Raw genomic sequence first — 15,742 nt, 5'->3', positions numbered from 1 at the left:
GGGGCCAAAACAAACATGGCTTAAAGAAAATCAAACACGCGCTGTTGAGTTCTCAAGAAACAACCGCTCTTCCCGTACAAGCGCCAGCCGTTCCGGCCGTCTGCTCTTCCGTGGAAGGCGTCTGCGTTTCCGCTTTGTTGTGTCTTTACTTTATCAGGTGTTCCGCGCCCCGCCAAATCGGCGGTTTTTCGCATTTGCGCTTCCAAACCCTGAGGTTTTTCTGCGCACCTGATCGGGATAAAGAACCCGGTTTTCCCTCTTTCGAGGCAACTCCCTGAGCCTACACGCTCCGAGCACATGCTCGGACCAAGGCACTCAGGAGGAGGATTGTCAGATCGCGGCCCGGTTCCGAGTGATCCGAAGAAGGATCCTCGCCGTCCCGCAGCGACTCGATCGAGTGTAGGCAACTACCCCGGTGGCGTCAAACCGGCCCGTGTCCGGGGGGAACCCGATGTCCACGAGCGTTCCGCGTCGGCCGGCCCCCTCGGGCCCGCCCGCTGGTCCGCGCCTGCCGGACCACCCGATCCTCGGGATCGTGTGTCTGTCACGGCTTGCTTGTCAGGCAAGGACTGTCCTGCCCCTGCACACCCGCGGCCAAACACAGGGGGCCGAGTTTTTTCTGCGGCGGAGCCCGCACCTGTGCGCGGCCCCGGCAGCGGCCCCGCGGCCCCGGAACGACGGAGGCGGCGCACGGGCCGCAAGCCCGGGCGCCGCCCCTCGTCAGCACGGGACCGGCGGGGATCAGACCATGTCCGCCAGGTCCTTGGCCAGCTGCCGGAAGGCGATCCCCCGGTGGCTGATCGCGTTCTTCTCCTCCGGGGTGAGCTCCGCCGTGGTGCGCGTCTCCCCCTCGGGGATGAAGACCGGGTCGTACCCGAAGCCGTGCTCCCCCCGGCGCTCGCGCGCCAGCCTGCCGCGGAGCACCCCTTCGGCGACCACCTCGGTCCCGTCGGGCATCACCAGCACGGCCGCGCACACGAACTCACCGCCGCGGCGCTCCGCCGGGGTGTCCGCCAGCTGGTCGAGGACGAGGTCGAGGTTGGCCCGGTCCTGGTCCCCCTCGCCGAAGCGGCCCGCCCAGCGGGCGGAGAGCACCCCGGGCATCCCCCTCAGCTCGTCGACGGCCAGTCCGGAGTCGTCGGCGACGGCGGGGAGCCCCGTGTGCGCGGCGATCGCGCGCGCCTTCAGCAGTGCGTTCCCGATGAACGAGGGCTCCGTCTCGGGCACCTCGGGCGCGTCCGGGAAGGCGTCGAGCGACAGCACCTCCGCGTCCAGGCCGGCCTCGGCCAGGATCGCGCGCATCTCCGGAACCTTCTTGGCGTTGCGTGTGGCCAGTACGAGCTTCACGGTTCCCCCTCCTCCGGGGACACCGCCGATACGGGTGCCGACGCTGTTCATCGGTGTCACTCGGCCAGTGCCTTCTTCTGGATCGCGGTCAGTTCCTCGCAGCCGGCGGCGGCGAGGTCGAGCAGCTGGTTGAGGAGGTCCCGGTCGAACGGCTCCCCCTCGGCGGTCCCCTGCACCTCGACGAACCTGCCGTCCCCGGTGAGGACGACGTTCATGTCGGTCTGGGCGACCGAGTCCTCCAGGTAGTTCAGGTCCAGCCTGGGCTGGCCCTGGACCACGCCGACGCTGACGGCCGACAGGGAGCCGGTCAGCGGGTTGTTCTTGAGCTTGCGGCGCTTGCGCAGGTACTTCATGGCGTCGGCCAGCGCCACGTACGCGCCGGTGATGGCGGCGGTGCGGGTCCCCCCGTCCGCCTGGAGGACGTCGCAGTCCAGGGTGATGGTGTGCTCGCCCATCGCCTTGAAGTCCACGACGGCGCGCAGGGAGCGGCCGATCAGGCGGGAGATCTCGTGGGTGCGGCCGCCGATCTTCCCGCGGACCGACTCCCGCGCCCCGCGGGTGTCGGTGGCGCGGGGCAGCATCGCGTACTCGGCGGTGACCCACCCCTCGCCGGTGCCCCGGCGCCAGCGGGGGACCCCGTCCTCGACTGTGGCGGCGCACAGTACGCGGGTGTCCCCGAACTCGATGAGTGCGGAGCCCTCCGCCTGGCGCAGCCAGTTGCGGGTGATCGTCACGGGGCGGAGTTGGGTCGGAACGCGTCCGTCAGGTCGGGCCATGCCAAGAGCGTATATCCGAGGAGGGTCCGGCGGTGCTGGTGGGCACGAATGCCCCTCCTGTGGGACTCCCGCCGCGTCCCGCCGGCCGGTCAGCCGCCGATCGCGTGCACCTGGCCGCTGCGGGCCAGGCCGATCGGCCCCGCGAAGGTGGAGCTGGCCTCGGCGAGGGTGACCTCGTCGTCGTTCCACGGCACGAGGTGGGTGAGGAGCAGTTCGCGGGCCCTCGCGCGGTTGGCGTGGTCGCCCGCCTCGCTGCCCGTCAGGTGCATGTCCTTGGGGTGTTCCAGGTGGTCCTGGAAGGCCGCCTCGCACAGGAAGAGGTCGGTGTCGGTCGCGAGTTCGACCAGGGAGTCGCAGACGCCGGTGTCCCCCGAGTAGGCCATGGACGCGCCGCCGTGCTCCAGGCGGATGCCGAAGGCCTCCACCGGGTGGTTGACGTAGTCGACCCGGGCGGTGAAGGGGCCGATCTCCAGGGCGCCGGGGACGAGCTCGTGGAAGTCGAAGACCTCGGTCATGCCCGGGTCCGGTTCGAGCCCGTACGCCTCCGCGACGCGGTCGGCCACGCCCCTGGGCCCGTAGACCGGGATGCGGGGCTTGGCGCCCTCGGGGTGGAACATCCTCGCCACCCAGTAGGAGCACAGGTCGAAGCAGTGGTCGGCATGCAGATGGCTCAGGTAGACGGCGTCGACGGAGTAGATGTCGATGTACCGCTGGAGTGCTCCGAGCGCGCCGTTGCCCATGTCGAGCAGGAGGCGGTAGCCGTCCGCCTCCAGCATGTAACAGGAGGCCGGGCTGTCCGGCCCGGGGAAGCTCCCCGAGGACCCGATAATCGTGAGTCGCACGTCGTCGTCGCCTTCTCGATGGGCCGCGCGGCGTCCGTGGCACCCCAGGCGTGTGGTGAGGAGTGCGGATGGCGGCTGGTTCTGCGGATGTCCCGTTGTTACGGGTCTACCCCAATGCCCGCCCGGGTGGTACAAAATGTGGCCCGCGTCTCACGCGACCTCGGTCACGTGTGAATTTTTCACACACTTTGACGCTTTCTGTCTTGTTTGTTCAGGGCGTGTTTCGGGCGTGTTCAGAACAGCAAGAGGGCCGGCACCCATCGCGGGTGCCGGCCCCCACCGCCTTCAGGTCCGGGAGGCGTCGGACGACTCAGGCCCAGAGCTGGCCGTCGAGCCGGTCCTCCGCCTCCTCCAGGGTGCCCTCGTAGGCGCCGGTGGACAGGTACTTCCACCCCGCGTCGGCGATGACGAAGGCGATGTCGGCGCGTTCGCCCGCCTTCTCCGCCTTCGCGGCCACGCCCATCGCGGCGTGCAGGGCTCCGCCGGTGGAGATCCCGGCGAAGATGCCCTCCCGGTCGAGGAGCTCGCGGGTGCGCCGGAGCGCCGCCTCGGCCGGGACCGAGAAGCGGGTGGTGAGCACCGACTCGTCGTACAGTTCCGGGACGAAGCCCTCGTCGAGGTTGCGCAGCCCGTACACCAGCTCGCCGTACCGGGGCTCGGCCGCGACGATCCGGACGTCGGGCCGCTGCTCGCGCAGGTAGCGCCCCGCTCCCATGAGGGTCCCGGTGGTACCGAGACCGGCCACGAAGTGGGTGATCCCCGGCAGGTCGGCGAGGATCTCGGGGCCTGTGGTCTCGTAGTGGGCCCGCGTGTTCGCCGGGTTGCCGTACTGGTAGAGCATCACCCAGTCCGGGTGCTCCTTCGCCATCTCCTTGGCGACGCGGACGGCCTCGTTGGACCCGCCCGCCGCCTCGGAGTAGTGGACCTCGGCCCCCCACATGGCGAGCAGCTGCCTGCGCTCCGCCGACGTGTTCTCCGGCATGACGCAGACCATGCGGTAGCCGCGCAGCTTGGCGACCATCGCCAGCGAGATGCCGGTGTTCCCCGAGGTCGGCTCCAGGATGGTGCAGCCGGGGGACAGCAGGCCGTCCTTCTCTGCCTGCTCGATCATGAAGAACGCGGTGCGGTCCTTGATCGAGCCCGTGGGGTTGCGGTCCTCCAGCTTGGCCCAGAGCCGGACCCGGGGCGAGGGCGAGAGGCTCGGCAGGCCGACGAGCGGCGTGCCCCCGAGGGAGTCGAGCAGGGAGTCGTAGCGCATGCCCGGCCTAGCGGCTTCCGCCGGCGACGGCCGGCAGGACGGTGACGCTGTCGCCGTCGGAGAGCTCCGCCTTCAGGCCGCCGACGAAACGCACGTCCTCGTCGTTGAGGTACACGTTGATGAAGCGGCGCAGCTTGCCGTCCTCCACCAGGCGCTCGCCGATGCCCGGGTAGCGGCCGTCCAGGTCGGTGAACAGCTCTTCGAGGGTGGCGCCGGACCCCTCGACGACCTTGGCGTCGTCGGTCAGGTTGCGCAGGATGGTGGGGATGCGGACCTCGATGGCCATGAAGAGTGACTTCCTTCGCGGTGGTTGGTGTGCGTTCATTTCCAACAGGGGACGTCTCGCGGCCATTCCGGGGCGGGGCCCGCGAGACGCGGCGCCTACTGGCCGGCGCCCGTACCGGTGATCTCCACCGGCTCCTCGGTGACCTCGCCGTCGACGATCCGGTAGGACCGGAACTCGACGGTGTCCGGCTCACGGGTGGAGACGAGCACGTAGTGCGCGCCGGGCTCGGAGGCGTAGGAGATGTCGGTGCGCGAGGGGTAGGCCTCGGTGGCGGTGTGGGAGTGGTAGATCACGACGGGCTCCTCGTCCCGGTCGTCCATCTCCCGCCAGACCTTGAGCTGTTCGAGGGAGTCGAACCGGTAGAAGGTCGGTGACCGCTCCGCGTTGGCCATCTCGATGAACCGCTCGGGGCGGTCGGACTTCTCGGGTCCGGCCACGACGCCGCACGCCTCGTCCGGGTGGTCGCGACGGGCGTGGGAGACGATCTTGTCGTAGATCGAGCGATCAATCCTCAGCATGCGACCAGGGTACCCGCATCCTGTTCCCTACCAACCGAATGGGTATTGTTAGCGGGCCCGGGAGCCCCCGCCGTTCCGGGGCTGGTGGGGCGGCCTCCGTGGCCCATCGCACACGGATTAGGCTCGTGCCCATGAGCGACGACAGCAGCAGCGCGCTGCTCACCGACCACTACGAACTGACGATGCTCCAGGGGGCCCTGCACAGCGGCGCCGCCCCGCGTCGGTCGGTGTTCGAGATGTTCGCCCGGCGCCTCCCCGAGGGGCGGCGGTACGGGATCGTCTCCGGGACCGGCCGCTTCCTCGACCTCCTGGAGAGGTTCAGGTTCGACACCGGGGAACTGGACTTCCTGTCCGACAACGGGGTGGTGGACGACCGCACGCTCGCGTGGCTGGCCGACTACCGGTTCTCCGGGAACGTGTGGGGCTACGGCGAGGGGGAGGCGTACTTCCCCGGCTCCCCCATCCTCGTGGTCGAGGGCACCTTCGCCGAGGCCGTGATCCTGGAGACCCTGGCGCTGTCGGTGTACAACCACGACAGCGCCATCGCCTCCGCCGCCAGCCGGATGTCGGCCGCGGCGGGCGACCGCCCCCTGATCGAGATGGGCTCGCGCCGCACGCACGAGCGGTCGGCCGTCGCCGCGGCGCGCGCCGCGTACGTGGGCGGGTTCGCCACCTCCTCCAACCTCGAGGCGGGGCGCACCTACGGGGTGCCGACCGGCGGCACCGCGGCGCACGCGTTCACGCTCCTGCACGACAGCGAGAGACACGCGTTCAAGGCCCAGTTGGAGTCCATGGGCACGGGGACGACACTGCTCGTGGACACGTTCGACGTGGAGCGGGCGGTGGCCACCGCCGTGGAACTGGCCGGCCCGGAGCTGGGCGCGGTGCGCATCGACTCCGGCGACCTCGGCGCGACCGCCTCCCGGGTGCGCGCACAGCTGGACGCCCTGGGCGCGACCGGGACCCGCATCGTGGTGACCGGCGACCTGGACGAGTACTCGATCCTGGCCCTGGCCGTGGCGCCCGTGAACGGTTACGGGGTGGGTACCTCTCTGGTGACGGGGTCGGGGGCGCCGACGGTGTCCCTCGTGTACAAGCTGGTGGCGCGGGCCCGCGGCCTGGAGCCGGACGCCCCTCTGGAACCGGTGGCCAAGCGCTCGGTGGGCAAGCCCAGCCGGGGCGGCCGCAAGTGGGCGTCGCGACGCCTGGACGACAAGGGGACCGCCGTGGCGGAGGAGGTGTTCCCCCATGACCCGTCTTCGGGCGTGGGGTTGCGTCCGCTGCTGCGGCCCCTGGTGTCCGAGGGCGTCGTGGTGGGACAGGAGAGCGTCCACGACGCGAGGGAGCGGCACCGCGCGACGGTCTCCGAGCTTCCCGAGCAGGCGCTCCGGATGTCGCGGGGCGAGGCCGCGCTGCCGACGGTCTTCCACTGAGCCGTTCCGGGAGACCGGCCCCTGAGTTCCGAGACCTGACCGACAGACGCGAGAAAGGGGTGCCGGGATGACCAGGGCACTCATCGTGGTGGACATCCAGAACGACTTCTGCGAGGGCGGGAGCCTGGGGGTGAGGGGCGGCGAGCGGACGGCGGCCGCCGTCACCGACCACGCCCGGGCCAACGCCGACTCCTACGACCACGTGGTGGCGACCCGCGACTACCACATCGACCCGGGACCGCACTTCTCCGAGAACCCGGACTTCGTGGACAGCTGGCCCCGGCACTGCGAAGTGGGGACTCCGGGGGCCGAGTTCCATCCGGAGTTCGACGCCTCGCTGGCCGAGGAGGTGTTCAGCAAGGGGCTGTACACGGCGGCCTACAGCGGTTTCGAGGGGACCGCGGGGGACGGGACGACCCGGCTGGCCGACTGGCTGCGCGAACGGGGGGTGGACGAGGTGGACGTGGTGGGGATCGCCACCGACCACTGCGTCCGCGCGACGGCGGTGGACGCGGCTGCCGCGGGCCTGCGCACGCGGGTCCTGCTCGGCCTCACCGCGGGTGTGTCCGGGGACACCGTGACGACCGCGCTGGAGCGGCTGCGCGCGGCCGGGGTGGAGCTGGAGGGCGAGCCGCTGGTGGGCTGACGCACGGGCGGGGGCGGCGCGGAGCGCCGCCCCCGTGTCCTGTCGCGCCTCAGGCGACGCCGACGGCGGCGCGCACCCGGTCGATCGTGGCGCGCGCACGCTCGCGGGCGCGCGCGGAACCGGCCTCCAGGATCGCGTCGATCTCGGAGGGGTCGTCCATCAGCTGGTCGTAGCGCTCGCGCTTGGGGCCGAGTTCGGCGTTGACCGCCTCGAACAGCTCGTTCTTGAGCTCGCCCCAGCCCATGCCGCCGGCCTCCAGCCGCCGCCGGACGTCGGCGACCTTGTCGGCGTCGGCGAAGTGGGCCAGGAGCTGGAAGGGCACCGAGCCGTCGGCGTCCTTGGGGTCCTCCACGGGGGTGGAGTCGGTGGGGATGCGGCGGATGGCCTTCTTGAGCTTGTTCTCCGGCAGGAACAGCGGGATGTGGTTGTCGTAGGACTTGCTCATCTTGCGGCCGTCGGTGCCGGGCAGGATGCTGCCGTCGCCCTCGTCGATGACGCCCTTGGGGACCGGGAAGGAGTACCCCTCGCCGAAGCGGTGGTTGAAGTACCCGGCGATGTCGGCCGTGTACTCGATGTGCTGGGACTGGTCGCGGCCGACCGGCACGTGCGTGCCCTCCATGACCAGGATGTCGGCGGCCATGAGGATGGGGTAGTTGTACAGCCCCATGTTGATCCCGGCGTCCAGGTCGCTGTTCCCGGCCGCGGTGTTGCGGTCCCGCGCGGCCTTGTAGGCGTGCGCGCGGTTCATGAGGCCCTTGGGGGTGAGGGCGCTCAGGATGGTGGTGAGCTCGAAGGTCTCGGGGACCTTGGACTGCTGGTAGACGACCGTGCGCTCGGGGTCGAGGCCGCACGCGAGCCAGGTGGCAGCGCCCGACCGGATGCTGTGGCGGAGCTCGGCCGCGTCCTTGACGGTGTTGAGCGCGTGGTAGTCCGCGACGAAGTAGTACGTGTCGTACTCACGGGCCGCGGCCAGGGCGGGCTTGATCGCGCCGACGTAGTTGCCCAGGTGGAATTCCCCGGTGGGCTTGATGCCGGTCAGGTAGGTGTTCGCTGCCATGTCCTCAGCCTAGCGGCGTTCGGGGGCGCTCCCCCGTACAGGTCCTCCCGGCGGCCGTCCCCGGACCGGACCCCTCCCCCTCCGGGCCGGTGTGGTGTCCGGGGGCCCGGGGCGCATGCCCCGGGCCCCCGGACACGGCCGCCCGTACCGCCGGGTCAGGAGCGGAAGGCCGCCCAGTGCTCGACGATGCGCCGGGCCTGCCCCTCGGTGAAGTGGGTCATGCAGCCGTCGTCGCTGTAGTTCATGAAGTTGGTGACGGGGTCGTCGCCCTTCTTGCGGGGGCAGGAGTCCCTGCCGACCGGGCAGCCGGACGCCGCCTCGCGCTCGTAGGGGGTGTCGTCCACGTAGTCCCCGGGCGAGGCGCACCCGTTCTGGAACGTGTGGAACAGCCCCAGCCAGTGGCCGACCTCGTGGGTACCGGTGTGGCCGAGGTCGAAGCCGTCACGGCCCCCGCCGGGCAGGGTGTCGTGGGCGAGCACGACCCCGTCCTGGTCGGGCGCCGCCTCGTAGTCCTGCGGGAAGGAGGAGTACCCGAGCAGCCCCGTCCCCAGTTGGGCCGTGTAGACGTTGAGCGTCCCGGCGCCGCCCCGGTGCAGCTCGGCCCGGATCGTGTCGCGGTACTCGTCGAACCGGGTGAACCAGGTGTCGTTCACCGTGCGGGTGGTCTCGGACAGCTCGAAGCGGAAACCGGTGTCGGCGCCGTCCGTCCCGTAGCCGCCCGAGAAGGCGGTGTTGAGGACCTCGATCTGGTCTTCGACACGGGCCTGCGGCACGTCGCCCCGGCCGTCCTCGGCGGAGATGACGTGCACCACGACCGGCACGTTCCGGGGCGCCTGCATCTCCTGGCCGCGCAGGGGGACGAGGGCCTCGCGGAACCGCCTGTCGTAGTCCTCGGCCTGCTGCGGGGTGAGCTCCCCTCCCTCGGGCACCGCCGCGTCGGGATCGCTCACGCGGGCGGCCCGGCCGGGCGGGCACTCCTCCAGGAGGGAGCCCTCCTTCCCCGGGGCCAGGGTCCGGGCGGTCTCGGCCCCGGCCGGTTCGGGCGGCAGGCCCGCGACCGTCCCGGTCAGAGCGAGACCGCACATGAGCAGTCCGGTCCAGAGCGCGGCTGTGCCGCCGCGAGAGCTTCGTCGATTCACATCACGGAATGTAATCAAACGGGCACGTTACGCACAGCAGCCGTGCGCACGCTGACGAAGTGTTTGCCCTTTTCGGGACAACCGGGACTACTTGCCCCCGACCGCCCAGGTGCGGAGCTTGGCGATCCGCTCGCGGATCTGGGTCGGGGAGGCCTGCGCCACCGGCGGGCCCCCGCACGCGCGGCGCAGCTCGTTGTGGATGACCCCGTGCGGCTTGCCCGTCCGGTGGTGCCATGCGCCCACCAGCCCGCTCAGCTCGCGGCGCAGCTCCGCCACGACCTCGTGGGTGGGGCCCTCCTCCTCGGCCGGGTCGTCCTTCTTCGCCCTGCGCTCACCCGCGCGGATGTCGGCCTTGCGCTTGCGGAGGAGCTGGGAGACCTGTTGCGGGTCGAGCAGGCCCGGAAGCCCCAGGAAGTCCTCCTCCTCGGAGGAGCCCGGGACACCGCCGTACTCGGCCCCGTCGTAGAGGGCGCGGTCGAACTCGGCCGCCGACTCCATCGTCTCGAACGGCAGCTCCTCGCCGGCGTCCGGGCTGTCCCGCTTGCGGTTGGCCTCCTTGAGGAGGTCCTCCTCCGGGTACTCGTCGTCACCGGGCGGCGGCTTGTCCAGCACGTGGTCGCGCTCGCGCTCCATCTCGCCCGCGTACTCCAGCAGGGTCGGCACCGAGGGCAGGAACACCGACGCCACCTCGCCCCGCTGGCGCACGCGCACGAAGCGGCCGATGGCCTGGGCGAAGAACAGGGCCGTGCTGGTGGAGGTGGCGTACACGCCGACCATCAGCCGGGGCACGTCGACCCCCTCCGACACCATGCGCACCGCGACCATCCACCGGTCGTCGCCCACGGCGAAACGGGAGATCTTCCGGGAGGCCGTGGGGTCGTCCGAGAGCACCACGGTCGCGCCCTTGCCGGTGATCTGCCGGATGATGCGCGAGTAGGCGCGGGCGTTCTCGTGGTCGGTGGCGATGACCAGGCCGCCCGCGTCGGGGTGCGTCTTGCGGACCTCGGTCAGGCGCCGGTCCGCGGCCTGGAGCACGCGCTTGATCCAGTCGCCCTTGGGGTCCAGCGCGGCGCGCCAGGCCTGGGAGAGGGCGTCCTGGGTGAGGGGCTCCCCGAGTCTGGCCGCGAGTTCGTCCCCGGCGCGGGTGCGCCAGCGCATCTCACCGGAGTAGGCCATGAAGATGACGGGGCGCACGACCCCGTCCTCCAGGGCCGGGCCGTACCCGTAGTTGTAGTCCCACGAGCAGCGGCGCACCCCCGCCGCGTCGGGGACGTAGTCCACGAAGGGGATGGGGTTGATGTCGGAGCGGAAGGGGGTGCCGGTGAGGGAGAGCCTCTTGGTCGCCGGGTCGAAGGCCTCGCGCGCGGCGTCGCCCCAGGAGAGGGCGTCGCCCGCGTGGTGGACCTCGTCGAAGATCACGAGGGTCTTGCGCGCCTCGGTCCGGTTGCGGTGCAGCATCGGGTGCGCGGCGACCTGCGCGTAGGTGACGGCCACCCCGATGTACTGGCGGCCGAGCGCCCCCTGGCCGTTCTTGAAGTCGGGGTCGATGGCGATGCCGAACCGGGCGGCGGCCTCGGCCCACTGCTTCTTGAGGTGCTCGGTGGGGCACACGATGGTGATGGCCCTCACCGCGTGCCGGTGGAGGAGTTCCGTGGCCAGGGTGAGCGCGAAGGTCGTCTTGCCCGCACCGGGGGTCGCCACGGCGAGGAAGTCGCGCGGCTCCCGGCGGAAGTACTCCTCGAACGCCTCCCGCTGCCAAGCGCGGAGCCCGCGCAGGCGGTCCTCCGTAGTGGTCTGCGTCACCGTCATTCTCAGAACCGTCCCCCGTTGCTCACCTGCTAGAGGTTAGCGGTCGTGGCGGACCGGACCGGGAGCCCCGCCAGTGGTGCCGCCCACACGACCGCGCCGCGGCCCCGGGCCGGGCCCGGGGCCCCGCGGGCGGCCCGGGGCCGGGCGGACGTCAGCCCCCTGCCCCGGGGACCTCCGCCCCGGAGGCCCCCTCTTCCCCGGAAAGCCCTTCGGCCCCCGGGTCCTCGGAGACCTCTCCCGTGCCCGCCTCCCCGCCCGTGCCGACGCCCTGGGTGTCGACGGCGCCGTCGTTGAACGGCATGTGCGGGGAGATCGCCGGGAAGGCGAAGAACCACAGGAGCGCCGCGGCCCCGGCCAGCAGGCCGACCGCCATGATGAACTTGGAGGCCCAGGGGCCGGGCAGGATGCGCCAGATCAGACCGTACATTCGCGTTACCCCTACTCGGCCTCGGCGGTCTCGGGGGCCATGTGCGCGATCGAGTCGGGCATCCCCTCGGACTTGGGCGTGGTCTCGACCAGCTCACCCCAGACGATGAGCCGGTGCGTGTTGTTCAGCTTCGGCGCACAGGTGGTCAGCGTGATCAGGGACCGCTCGGGCTCCCCCTCCCCCGCCCCCTCGACGTCGTCGAACGGGTCCGGCTCGATCACCCACACGTCGGTGGGCAGGACCGTCTCCTCCTGGAAGACCTCGTACGTGTAGAAGTTCTCCCCGTCCTCCAGGACCAGCACGTCACCGTTGTCCAGCAGGTCCATGTCCCAGAACAGGCCCGGGGTCCGGTGGGCGGCGATCGCGTAGTTGCCCGCGCCGCCCGCGCTGCTGGGGTACTCGGTGTAGTGGCCGGGGCTGTAGCGGATGTCGTCGGGGGTGGTGCCGTTGACCACGACCCAGTCCAGGTCGAGGCTGGGGATGTAGAGGCGGCTGTCGGCGCTGCCGGGCAGCGGCTCGGAGTCCGGACCGGACTCCTCCGCCGTGGCCGCCCACGCCTCGTTCAGCCCGTCCGCCAGGCCCTGCTGCTCGCGGTCGGTCTCCCACTGGGAGCCGTAGACCTCGTACCCCGCGTAGAAGAGCATGAGCAGACCGGCCGTCAGGAGGATCTCGCCGACGAACCGGACGAAGCCGCGCACGACGTCTCCCGGGGTGGCCCTGGGCCGGGGCGCCCGGCGGCGTCGGCCGCCCGCGCTCCGTCCACGCCCCTCCCGCCGCTCGTACGGTGGCTCTTCGTGTGGCTGCCGTTCAGTTGTGGACACCAATACGACCTACTCCTGTGGACGCTCTCATGTGCGCCGGACACCTACCGGAGGGGCACGACCAGCGGGACCCCGGTACGCGGGTGCGGCAGGACTTCGACCTCGTGCTGGTAGACGTTGCCGAGCAGGGACGCGGTGAACACGTCGGCGGGGGCTCCCTGCGCGGCGATCCGTCCTCCGGAGAGTATCGCCACACGATGGGCGTAGGCCGCCGCAAGCCCCAAATCGTGCAGGACCACGATAACCGCACCACCGTCCTCCGAGATCTGACGCGCGATGGACAGTACGAGTTCCTGGTGCCTGATGTCCAGGGCCGCCGTCGGTTCGTCGAGCATCAGCACCTGCGTGTCCTGGGCGAGGACACGCGCGAGCATCACCCTGGCCCGCTCTCCCCCGGAGAGCGTGGGGAACCGGTGTCCGGCCAGGTGGGCGACGCCCGTGCCGTCCATGGCCGCGGCGACCGCGGCGTCGTCGGCGCCGGGGGCGCACAGCCCCGCCCAGGGGGCCCGGCCCATGGCGACGAGCTCGGCGACCGGGAACGGGAAGCTGACCGACGCCTCCTGCGGGAGGACGGCCCGCCGCAGCGCGAGCTGTGGCGGGGTCCACTCCGGCAGGGGCCGGCCGAAGAGGAGCACGGCGCCCTCGTCGGCCTCCCCCCGGGCGGGCCCGCCGGTGACGTCGCCGGACAGGGCGGCCAGCAGGGTGGACTTGCCGGCCCCGTTGGGGCCCACCAGGGCCAGGAGCTCTCCGGCGCGCACCGTGAGGTCGACCCCGTCCAGGAGGGCGCGTCCGCCCCGGCGGACGGTGACCCCCTCGGCGCGGACCACCTCCGAGCCGGTCGCGGCGCGGACGGGGAGCGCGGGGGGACGGGACAGGGGGGCGAAGGCGGCGGAGACCCGCCGGCGCAGACGGGGAAGGGTGTTCACGACCATCCTCCCTGCTTGGCGCGGGTGCGGTGCAGAAGGTAGAAGAAGAACGGCCCGCCGAGGGCGGCGGTGACCACGCCGAGCGGGATCTCGGCGGGTGCGGCGACGGTGCGGGCGAGCAGGTCGGCGGCGAGCAGGAGGAGCCCTCCGCCGAGCGCGCTGGCGGGCAGCAGGACCCGGTGCCCGGGACCGGTGACCATGCGGATGATGTGCGGGACGACCAGGCCGACGAACGCGACGATCCCCGCGAACGCGACGGCGGCCGAGGTGAGCAGCGCCAGGGCGCAGATGAGGACGAGGCGCATGCGCTCGACGTCCACTCCCAGGTGGCGGGCGGGCCCCTCGCCGAGCGCGAGCAGGTCGAGGCGCCGGGCGTAGAGGGGGATCACGGCCAGTCCGGCCAGGAGGCACGGGGCGATGGCGGCGACCTTGGACCAGGTGGCGGTGGAGACGCTGCCGAGCTGCCAGAAGGTGATGGTCTGGATCTCGGCGTCCTGGGAGAAGTTGGTCATCAGGCCGATGGCCGCTCCCGCCACGGCGTTGACGGCGATGCCCGTGAGGAGCAGGGTGACGACCTCGGTGCGGCCGCGCGAGCGCGCGAAGACGTACACGAACAGGGTCGTGGCCAGGCCGAACACGAACGAAGCGGCGATGATCGTCCAGTGGCCGAACACGGTCAGGCCCGTGAAGACGACCGTGATCGCGCCGACCGCCGCGCCGGAGGAGACCCCGATGACGCCGGGCTCCGCGAGGGGGTTGCCGAAGATCCCCTGCATCATGGCCCCGGCGGCGCCGAGGGCGGCGCCGACCATGACCGCCAGGACGACGCGGGGGAAGCGCACGTCCCACAGGACGGTCCGGCCGATCCGGTCGGGGGGTGTGCCGACCTCCAGCCCGACCGCGTGCAGGACCGAGGAGGCGACCTGGCCGGCGGGCACGGGGTAGGCGCCGGCGCCGGCCGCGACGAGCGAGACCGCGACCAGGCCCGTGCCGAGTCCGGCCAGCAGGAGCACGGCCCGGAGGCGGTGTGCGGCGCGCCCCCCGGGTCCCGGCGGGGGGCCGCCGTCCACGCCGACCCGTTCGGGGGCGGTGGTGTCGGGGGCGGTCACCGGCCCTCCCCCTCCGCCTGGAACGCGGCCAGTTCGTCCGCGAGGGCCGCGACGACCTGCGGCGTGCGGGGGCCGAAGTTGAGCAGGACGCCGTCCTCGAAGTCGACGACCGCCCGTGCCGCGCCGGCCGGTGTCTGGGCGACGCCGGGGATCTCGACGAGCCCGTCGACGCCGCCCACGGACTCCAGGCCCTGGGTCATGACGAGGAGCACGTCGGGCTGGGCCGCGATGAGGGCCTCCGTGGTGATGGGGGTGAACGGTGTGGTCAGGCCCATCTCGACCCCGGCGTCGCGCGCGCCGGTCTCGGCGAGCACGGCGTCGGCACCCGAGCCCTCGCCCCCGAGGAGGTAGACCCCGGCCGTGCCCCGCAGGTAGAGGAAGGCCACGAGCGGGCCGTCGCCGGAGCCGTCCGCCTCCTCCCGGACCTCGGCCATCTGCGCCCGCGTGCGCTCGGACAGGGCCGCGCCGTCGTCGGGGACCCCGAGGGCCTCCGCGACCCGCTCGAAGCGCGGGTACATCTCGTCGATGGACCAGGCCTCCTCGACGATGACGACGGGGACCCCGGACCTCTGGATCTGCTCGACGGCCTCGGACGGGCCCGTCTGGGTGTCGGCGAGGATCACCGTGGGTTCGAGGGCGAGGACGCTCTCGGCGGAGACCTCGTGCCCCTCGCTGATGACGGGGAGGCCGGAGGCCTCCTCGAACGTGGCGGCGACGTCGCGGCCGACCACGTTGTCGCCGAGGCCGAGCGTGAAGACGATCTCGGCGAGGCTGCCGGTGAGCGGGAGGATGCGGCTGACGTCGTCGACCTCGACCTGCTCGTACTCCAGGGGGTCGGAGCTCGTGCGGTACGGATCGAGGACGACGGAGTCGACGGTGACGGGGAGCTCGGGCTCCCCGGTGCCCTCCAGCGGCTGGAGGCGGTTCTCGGAGAAGTCGGGGATGTCGGCGGCGCCGTCCCCCCGCGAGGGGGCCTCGGGCGCACCGCCTCCTCCCACGGCGCAGCCGGCCAGTGCCAGCGCGAGGGCGCAGGCCGCGGCGAGGACCGGGACGGATCGTGCGTGCGGGCGGTGTCCGCGCGGGCGGCGCCGCGCGTCGGCGAGTGGCATGGGGGTCGCTTTCGGTGGTCCGTGTGCCGGGTGCACGGGCGGGTGTCGCCGGGGAGCGGGGAGGCGACAACGCCCTTTATATGACACTTCGTCATCATCTTGACAAGCCTGATGCTTCGGTGTTCAACTGTTCCGGCGCGGACTTCGAGTTAGGCAAGGCTCACTTCACAAAGGTAAGCGTAACCTAAAGAACTCTCCCCACCTCACGCGGAGGGCGGTCTCCCACCGCCCCGCACGAA

Annotated in this window: 17 protein-coding genes; 3 read left to right on the top strand and 14 right to left on the bottom strand. The window is 71.8% G+C overall.

The annotated features are described in order from the left end of the window. Nucleotides 1–232, top strand: a 232-nt coding sequence (locus ACFQBR_RS10960; RefSeq protein WP_378553065.1) for a hypothetical protein, incomplete at its 5' end; no start/stop codon positions are given. A gap of 509 nt (nt 233–741) precedes the next feature. Here ACFQBR_RS10960 and rdgB read toward each other — a convergent pair. The 6 genes from rdgB to ACFQBR_RS10930 all read right to left on the bottom strand — a co-directional run bounded on the left by rdgB (nt 742) and on the right by ACFQBR_RS10930 (nt 5,027). Next, a complete protein-coding gene (rdgB, locus tag ACFQBR_RS10955; protein ID WP_267946293.1) occupies nt 742–1,347 on the bottom strand; it encodes an RdgB/HAM1 family non-canonical purine NTP pyrophosphatase in 606 nt (201 codons plus the stop codon). Between the two features lie 56 nt (nt 1,348–1,403). After that, complete coding sequence (rph, locus tag ACFQBR_RS10950; RefSeq protein WP_344184532.1) at nt 1,404–2,123, bottom strand: ribonuclease PH; 720 nt, start codon at nt 2,121–2,123, stop codon at nt 1,404–1,406. 89 nt (nt 2,124–2,212) lie between these two features. Next, nucleotides 2,213–2,965, bottom strand: coding sequence for an MBL fold metallo-hydrolase (locus tag ACFQBR_RS10945; protein ID WP_267946295.1), 753 nt, complete (start codon nt 2,963–2,965; stop codon nt 2,213–2,215). A gap of 310 nt (nt 2,966–3,275) precedes the next feature. Further along, nucleotides 3,276–4,223 carry a PLP-dependent cysteine synthase family protein gene (locus tag ACFQBR_RS10940; RefSeq protein WP_344184533.1) on the bottom strand — a complete coding sequence of 316 codons (948 nt, stop codon included), beginning with the start codon at nt 4,221–4,223 and terminating at the stop codon, nt 3,276–3,278. A 7-nt stretch (nt 4,224–4,230) separates the two neighbouring features. Further along, complete coding sequence (locus ACFQBR_RS10935) at nt 4,231–4,509, bottom strand: MoaD/ThiS family protein (RefSeq protein ID WP_267946297.1); 279 nt, start codon at nt 4,507–4,509, stop codon at nt 4,231–4,233. Nucleotides 4,510–4,604: 95 nt separating this feature from the next. Then, nucleotides 4,605–5,027 (bottom strand): M67 family metallopeptidase, encoded by a 423-nt coding sequence (locus ACFQBR_RS10930; RefSeq protein WP_267946298.1) that lies wholly within the window; start codon nt 5,025–5,027, stop codon nt 4,605–4,607. A gap of 131 nt (nt 5,028–5,158) precedes the next feature. Between ACFQBR_RS10930 and ACFQBR_RS10925 the strand changes: the two genes are divergently transcribed. Both ACFQBR_RS10925 and ACFQBR_RS10920 read left to right on the top strand, forming a co-directional pair. Then, on the top strand, nt 5,159–6,460 hold the full coding sequence (locus ACFQBR_RS10925) for a nicotinate phosphoribosyltransferase (protein ID WP_344184534.1): 1,302 nt from the start codon (nt 5,159–5,161) through the stop codon (nt 6,458–6,460). Nucleotides 6,461–6,527: 67 nt separating this feature from the next. Continuing rightward, on the top strand, nt 6,528–7,106 hold the full coding sequence (locus ACFQBR_RS10920) for an isochorismatase family protein (RefSeq protein ID WP_344184535.1): 579 nt from the start codon (nt 6,528–6,530) through the stop codon (nt 7,104–7,106). 49 nt (nt 7,107–7,155) lie between these two features. Here the strand turns inward: ACFQBR_RS10920 and ACFQBR_RS10915 are convergent, their stop codons facing one another. From ACFQBR_RS10915 to ACFQBR_RS10880, 8 genes are all read right to left on the bottom strand, one after another. Further along, nucleotides 7,156–8,163, bottom strand: coding sequence for a tryptophan--tRNA ligase (locus tag ACFQBR_RS10915; RefSeq protein ID WP_267946302.1), 1,008 nt, complete (start codon nt 8,161–8,163; stop codon nt 7,156–7,158). Between the two features lie 155 nt (nt 8,164–8,318). Continuing rightward, nucleotides 8,319–9,248, bottom strand: a complete 930-nt coding sequence (locus ACFQBR_RS10910; protein WP_344184541.1) for a zinc metalloprotease — start codon at nt 9,246–9,248, stop codon at nt 8,319–8,321. A 141-nt stretch (nt 9,249–9,389) separates the two neighbouring features. Then, the gene (locus tag ACFQBR_RS10905; RefSeq protein ID WP_267946303.1) at nt 9,390–11,111 is read right to left on the bottom strand and encodes a DEAD/DEAH box helicase; all 1,722 of its coding nucleotides are present in this window, start codon (nt 11,109–11,111) and stop codon (nt 9,390–9,392) included. Between the two features lie 151 nt (nt 11,112–11,262). After that, a complete protein-coding gene (locus ACFQBR_RS10900; RefSeq protein ID WP_344184536.1) occupies nt 11,263–11,538 on the bottom strand; it encodes a hypothetical protein in 276 nt (91 codons plus the stop codon). 11 nt (nt 11,539–11,549) lie between these two features. Then, nucleotides 11,550–12,236, bottom strand: a complete 687-nt coding sequence (locus tag ACFQBR_RS10895) for a class E sortase (RefSeq protein WP_267946305.1) — start codon at nt 12,234–12,236, stop codon at nt 11,550–11,552. 167 nt (nt 12,237–12,403) lie between these two features. Further along, on the bottom strand, nt 12,404–13,285 hold the full coding sequence (locus ACFQBR_RS10890) for a heme ABC transporter ATP-binding protein (protein WP_344184537.1): 882 nt from the start codon (nt 13,283–13,285) through the stop codon (nt 12,404–12,406). Next, nucleotides 13,282–14,355 carry a FecCD family ABC transporter permease gene (locus ACFQBR_RS10885; RefSeq protein ID WP_344184542.1) on the bottom strand — a complete coding sequence of 358 codons (1,074 nt, stop codon included), beginning with the start codon at nt 14,353–14,355 and terminating at the stop codon, nt 13,282–13,284. The genes ACFQBR_RS10890 and ACFQBR_RS10885 overlap by 4 nt, the downstream gene beginning before the upstream one ends. A gap of 35 nt (nt 14,356–14,390) precedes the next feature. After that, the gene (locus ACFQBR_RS10880) at nt 14,391–15,503 is read right to left on the bottom strand and encodes a heme/hemin ABC transporter substrate-binding protein (RefSeq protein ID WP_344184538.1); all 1,113 of its coding nucleotides are present in this window, start codon (nt 15,501–15,503) and stop codon (nt 14,391–14,393) included. Nucleotides 15,504–15,742: the final 239 nt, after the last annotated feature.

Origin of the sequence: Nocardiopsis tropica, assembly GCF_042660575.1 — a bacterium.
In the GTDB taxonomy this organism is placed as follows: Bacteria; Actinomycetota; Actinomycetes; order Streptosporangiales; family Streptosporangiaceae; genus Nocardiopsis; species Nocardiopsis tropica.
The sequence above is the reverse complement of the archived record's forward strand: the minus strand, read 5'-3'. Positions and strand labels throughout refer to the sequence as shown.

Coding starts and splice junctions, on each gene's coding strand:
- rph (WP_344184532.1), bottom strand. CDS start 2,123: ATGGCCCGACCTGACGGACGCGTTCCGACCCAACTCCGCCCCGTGACG.
- ACFQBR_RS10940 (WP_344184533.1), bottom strand. CDS start 4,223: ATGCGCTACGACTCCCTGCTCGACTCCCTCGGGGGCACGCCGCTCGTC.
- ACFQBR_RS10935 (WP_267946297.1), bottom strand. CDS start 4,509: ATGGCCATCGAGGTCCGCATCCCCACCATCCTGCGCAACCTGACCGAC.
- ACFQBR_RS10930 (WP_267946298.1), bottom strand. CDS start 5,027: ATGCTGAGGATTGATCGCTCGATCTACGACAAGATCGTCTCCCACGCC.
- ACFQBR_RS10925 (WP_344184534.1), top strand. CDS start 5,159: ATGAGCGACGACAGCAGCAGCGCGCTGCTCACCGACCACTACGAACTG.
- ACFQBR_RS10920 (WP_344184535.1), top strand. CDS start 6,528: ATGACCAGGGCACTCATCGTGGTGGACATCCAGAACGACTTCTGCGAG.
- ACFQBR_RS10915 (WP_267946302.1), bottom strand. CDS start 8,163: ATGGCAGCGAACACCTACCTGACCGGCATCAAGCCCACCGGGGAATTC.
- ACFQBR_RS10910 (WP_344184541.1), bottom strand. CDS start 9,248: ATGTGCGGTCTCGCTCTGACCGGGACGGTCGCGGGCCTGCCGCCCGAA.
- ACFQBR_RS10905 (WP_267946303.1), bottom strand. CDS start 11,111: ATGACGGTGACGCAGACCACTACGGAGGACCGCCTGCGCGGGCTCCGC.
- ACFQBR_RS10900 (WP_344184536.1), bottom strand. CDS start 11,538: ATGTACGGTCTGATCTGGCGCATCCTGCCCGGCCCCTGGGCCTCCAAG.
- ACFQBR_RS10880 (WP_344184538.1), bottom strand. CDS start 15,503: ATGCCACTCGCCGACGCGCGGCGCCGCCCGCGCGGACACCGCCCGCAC.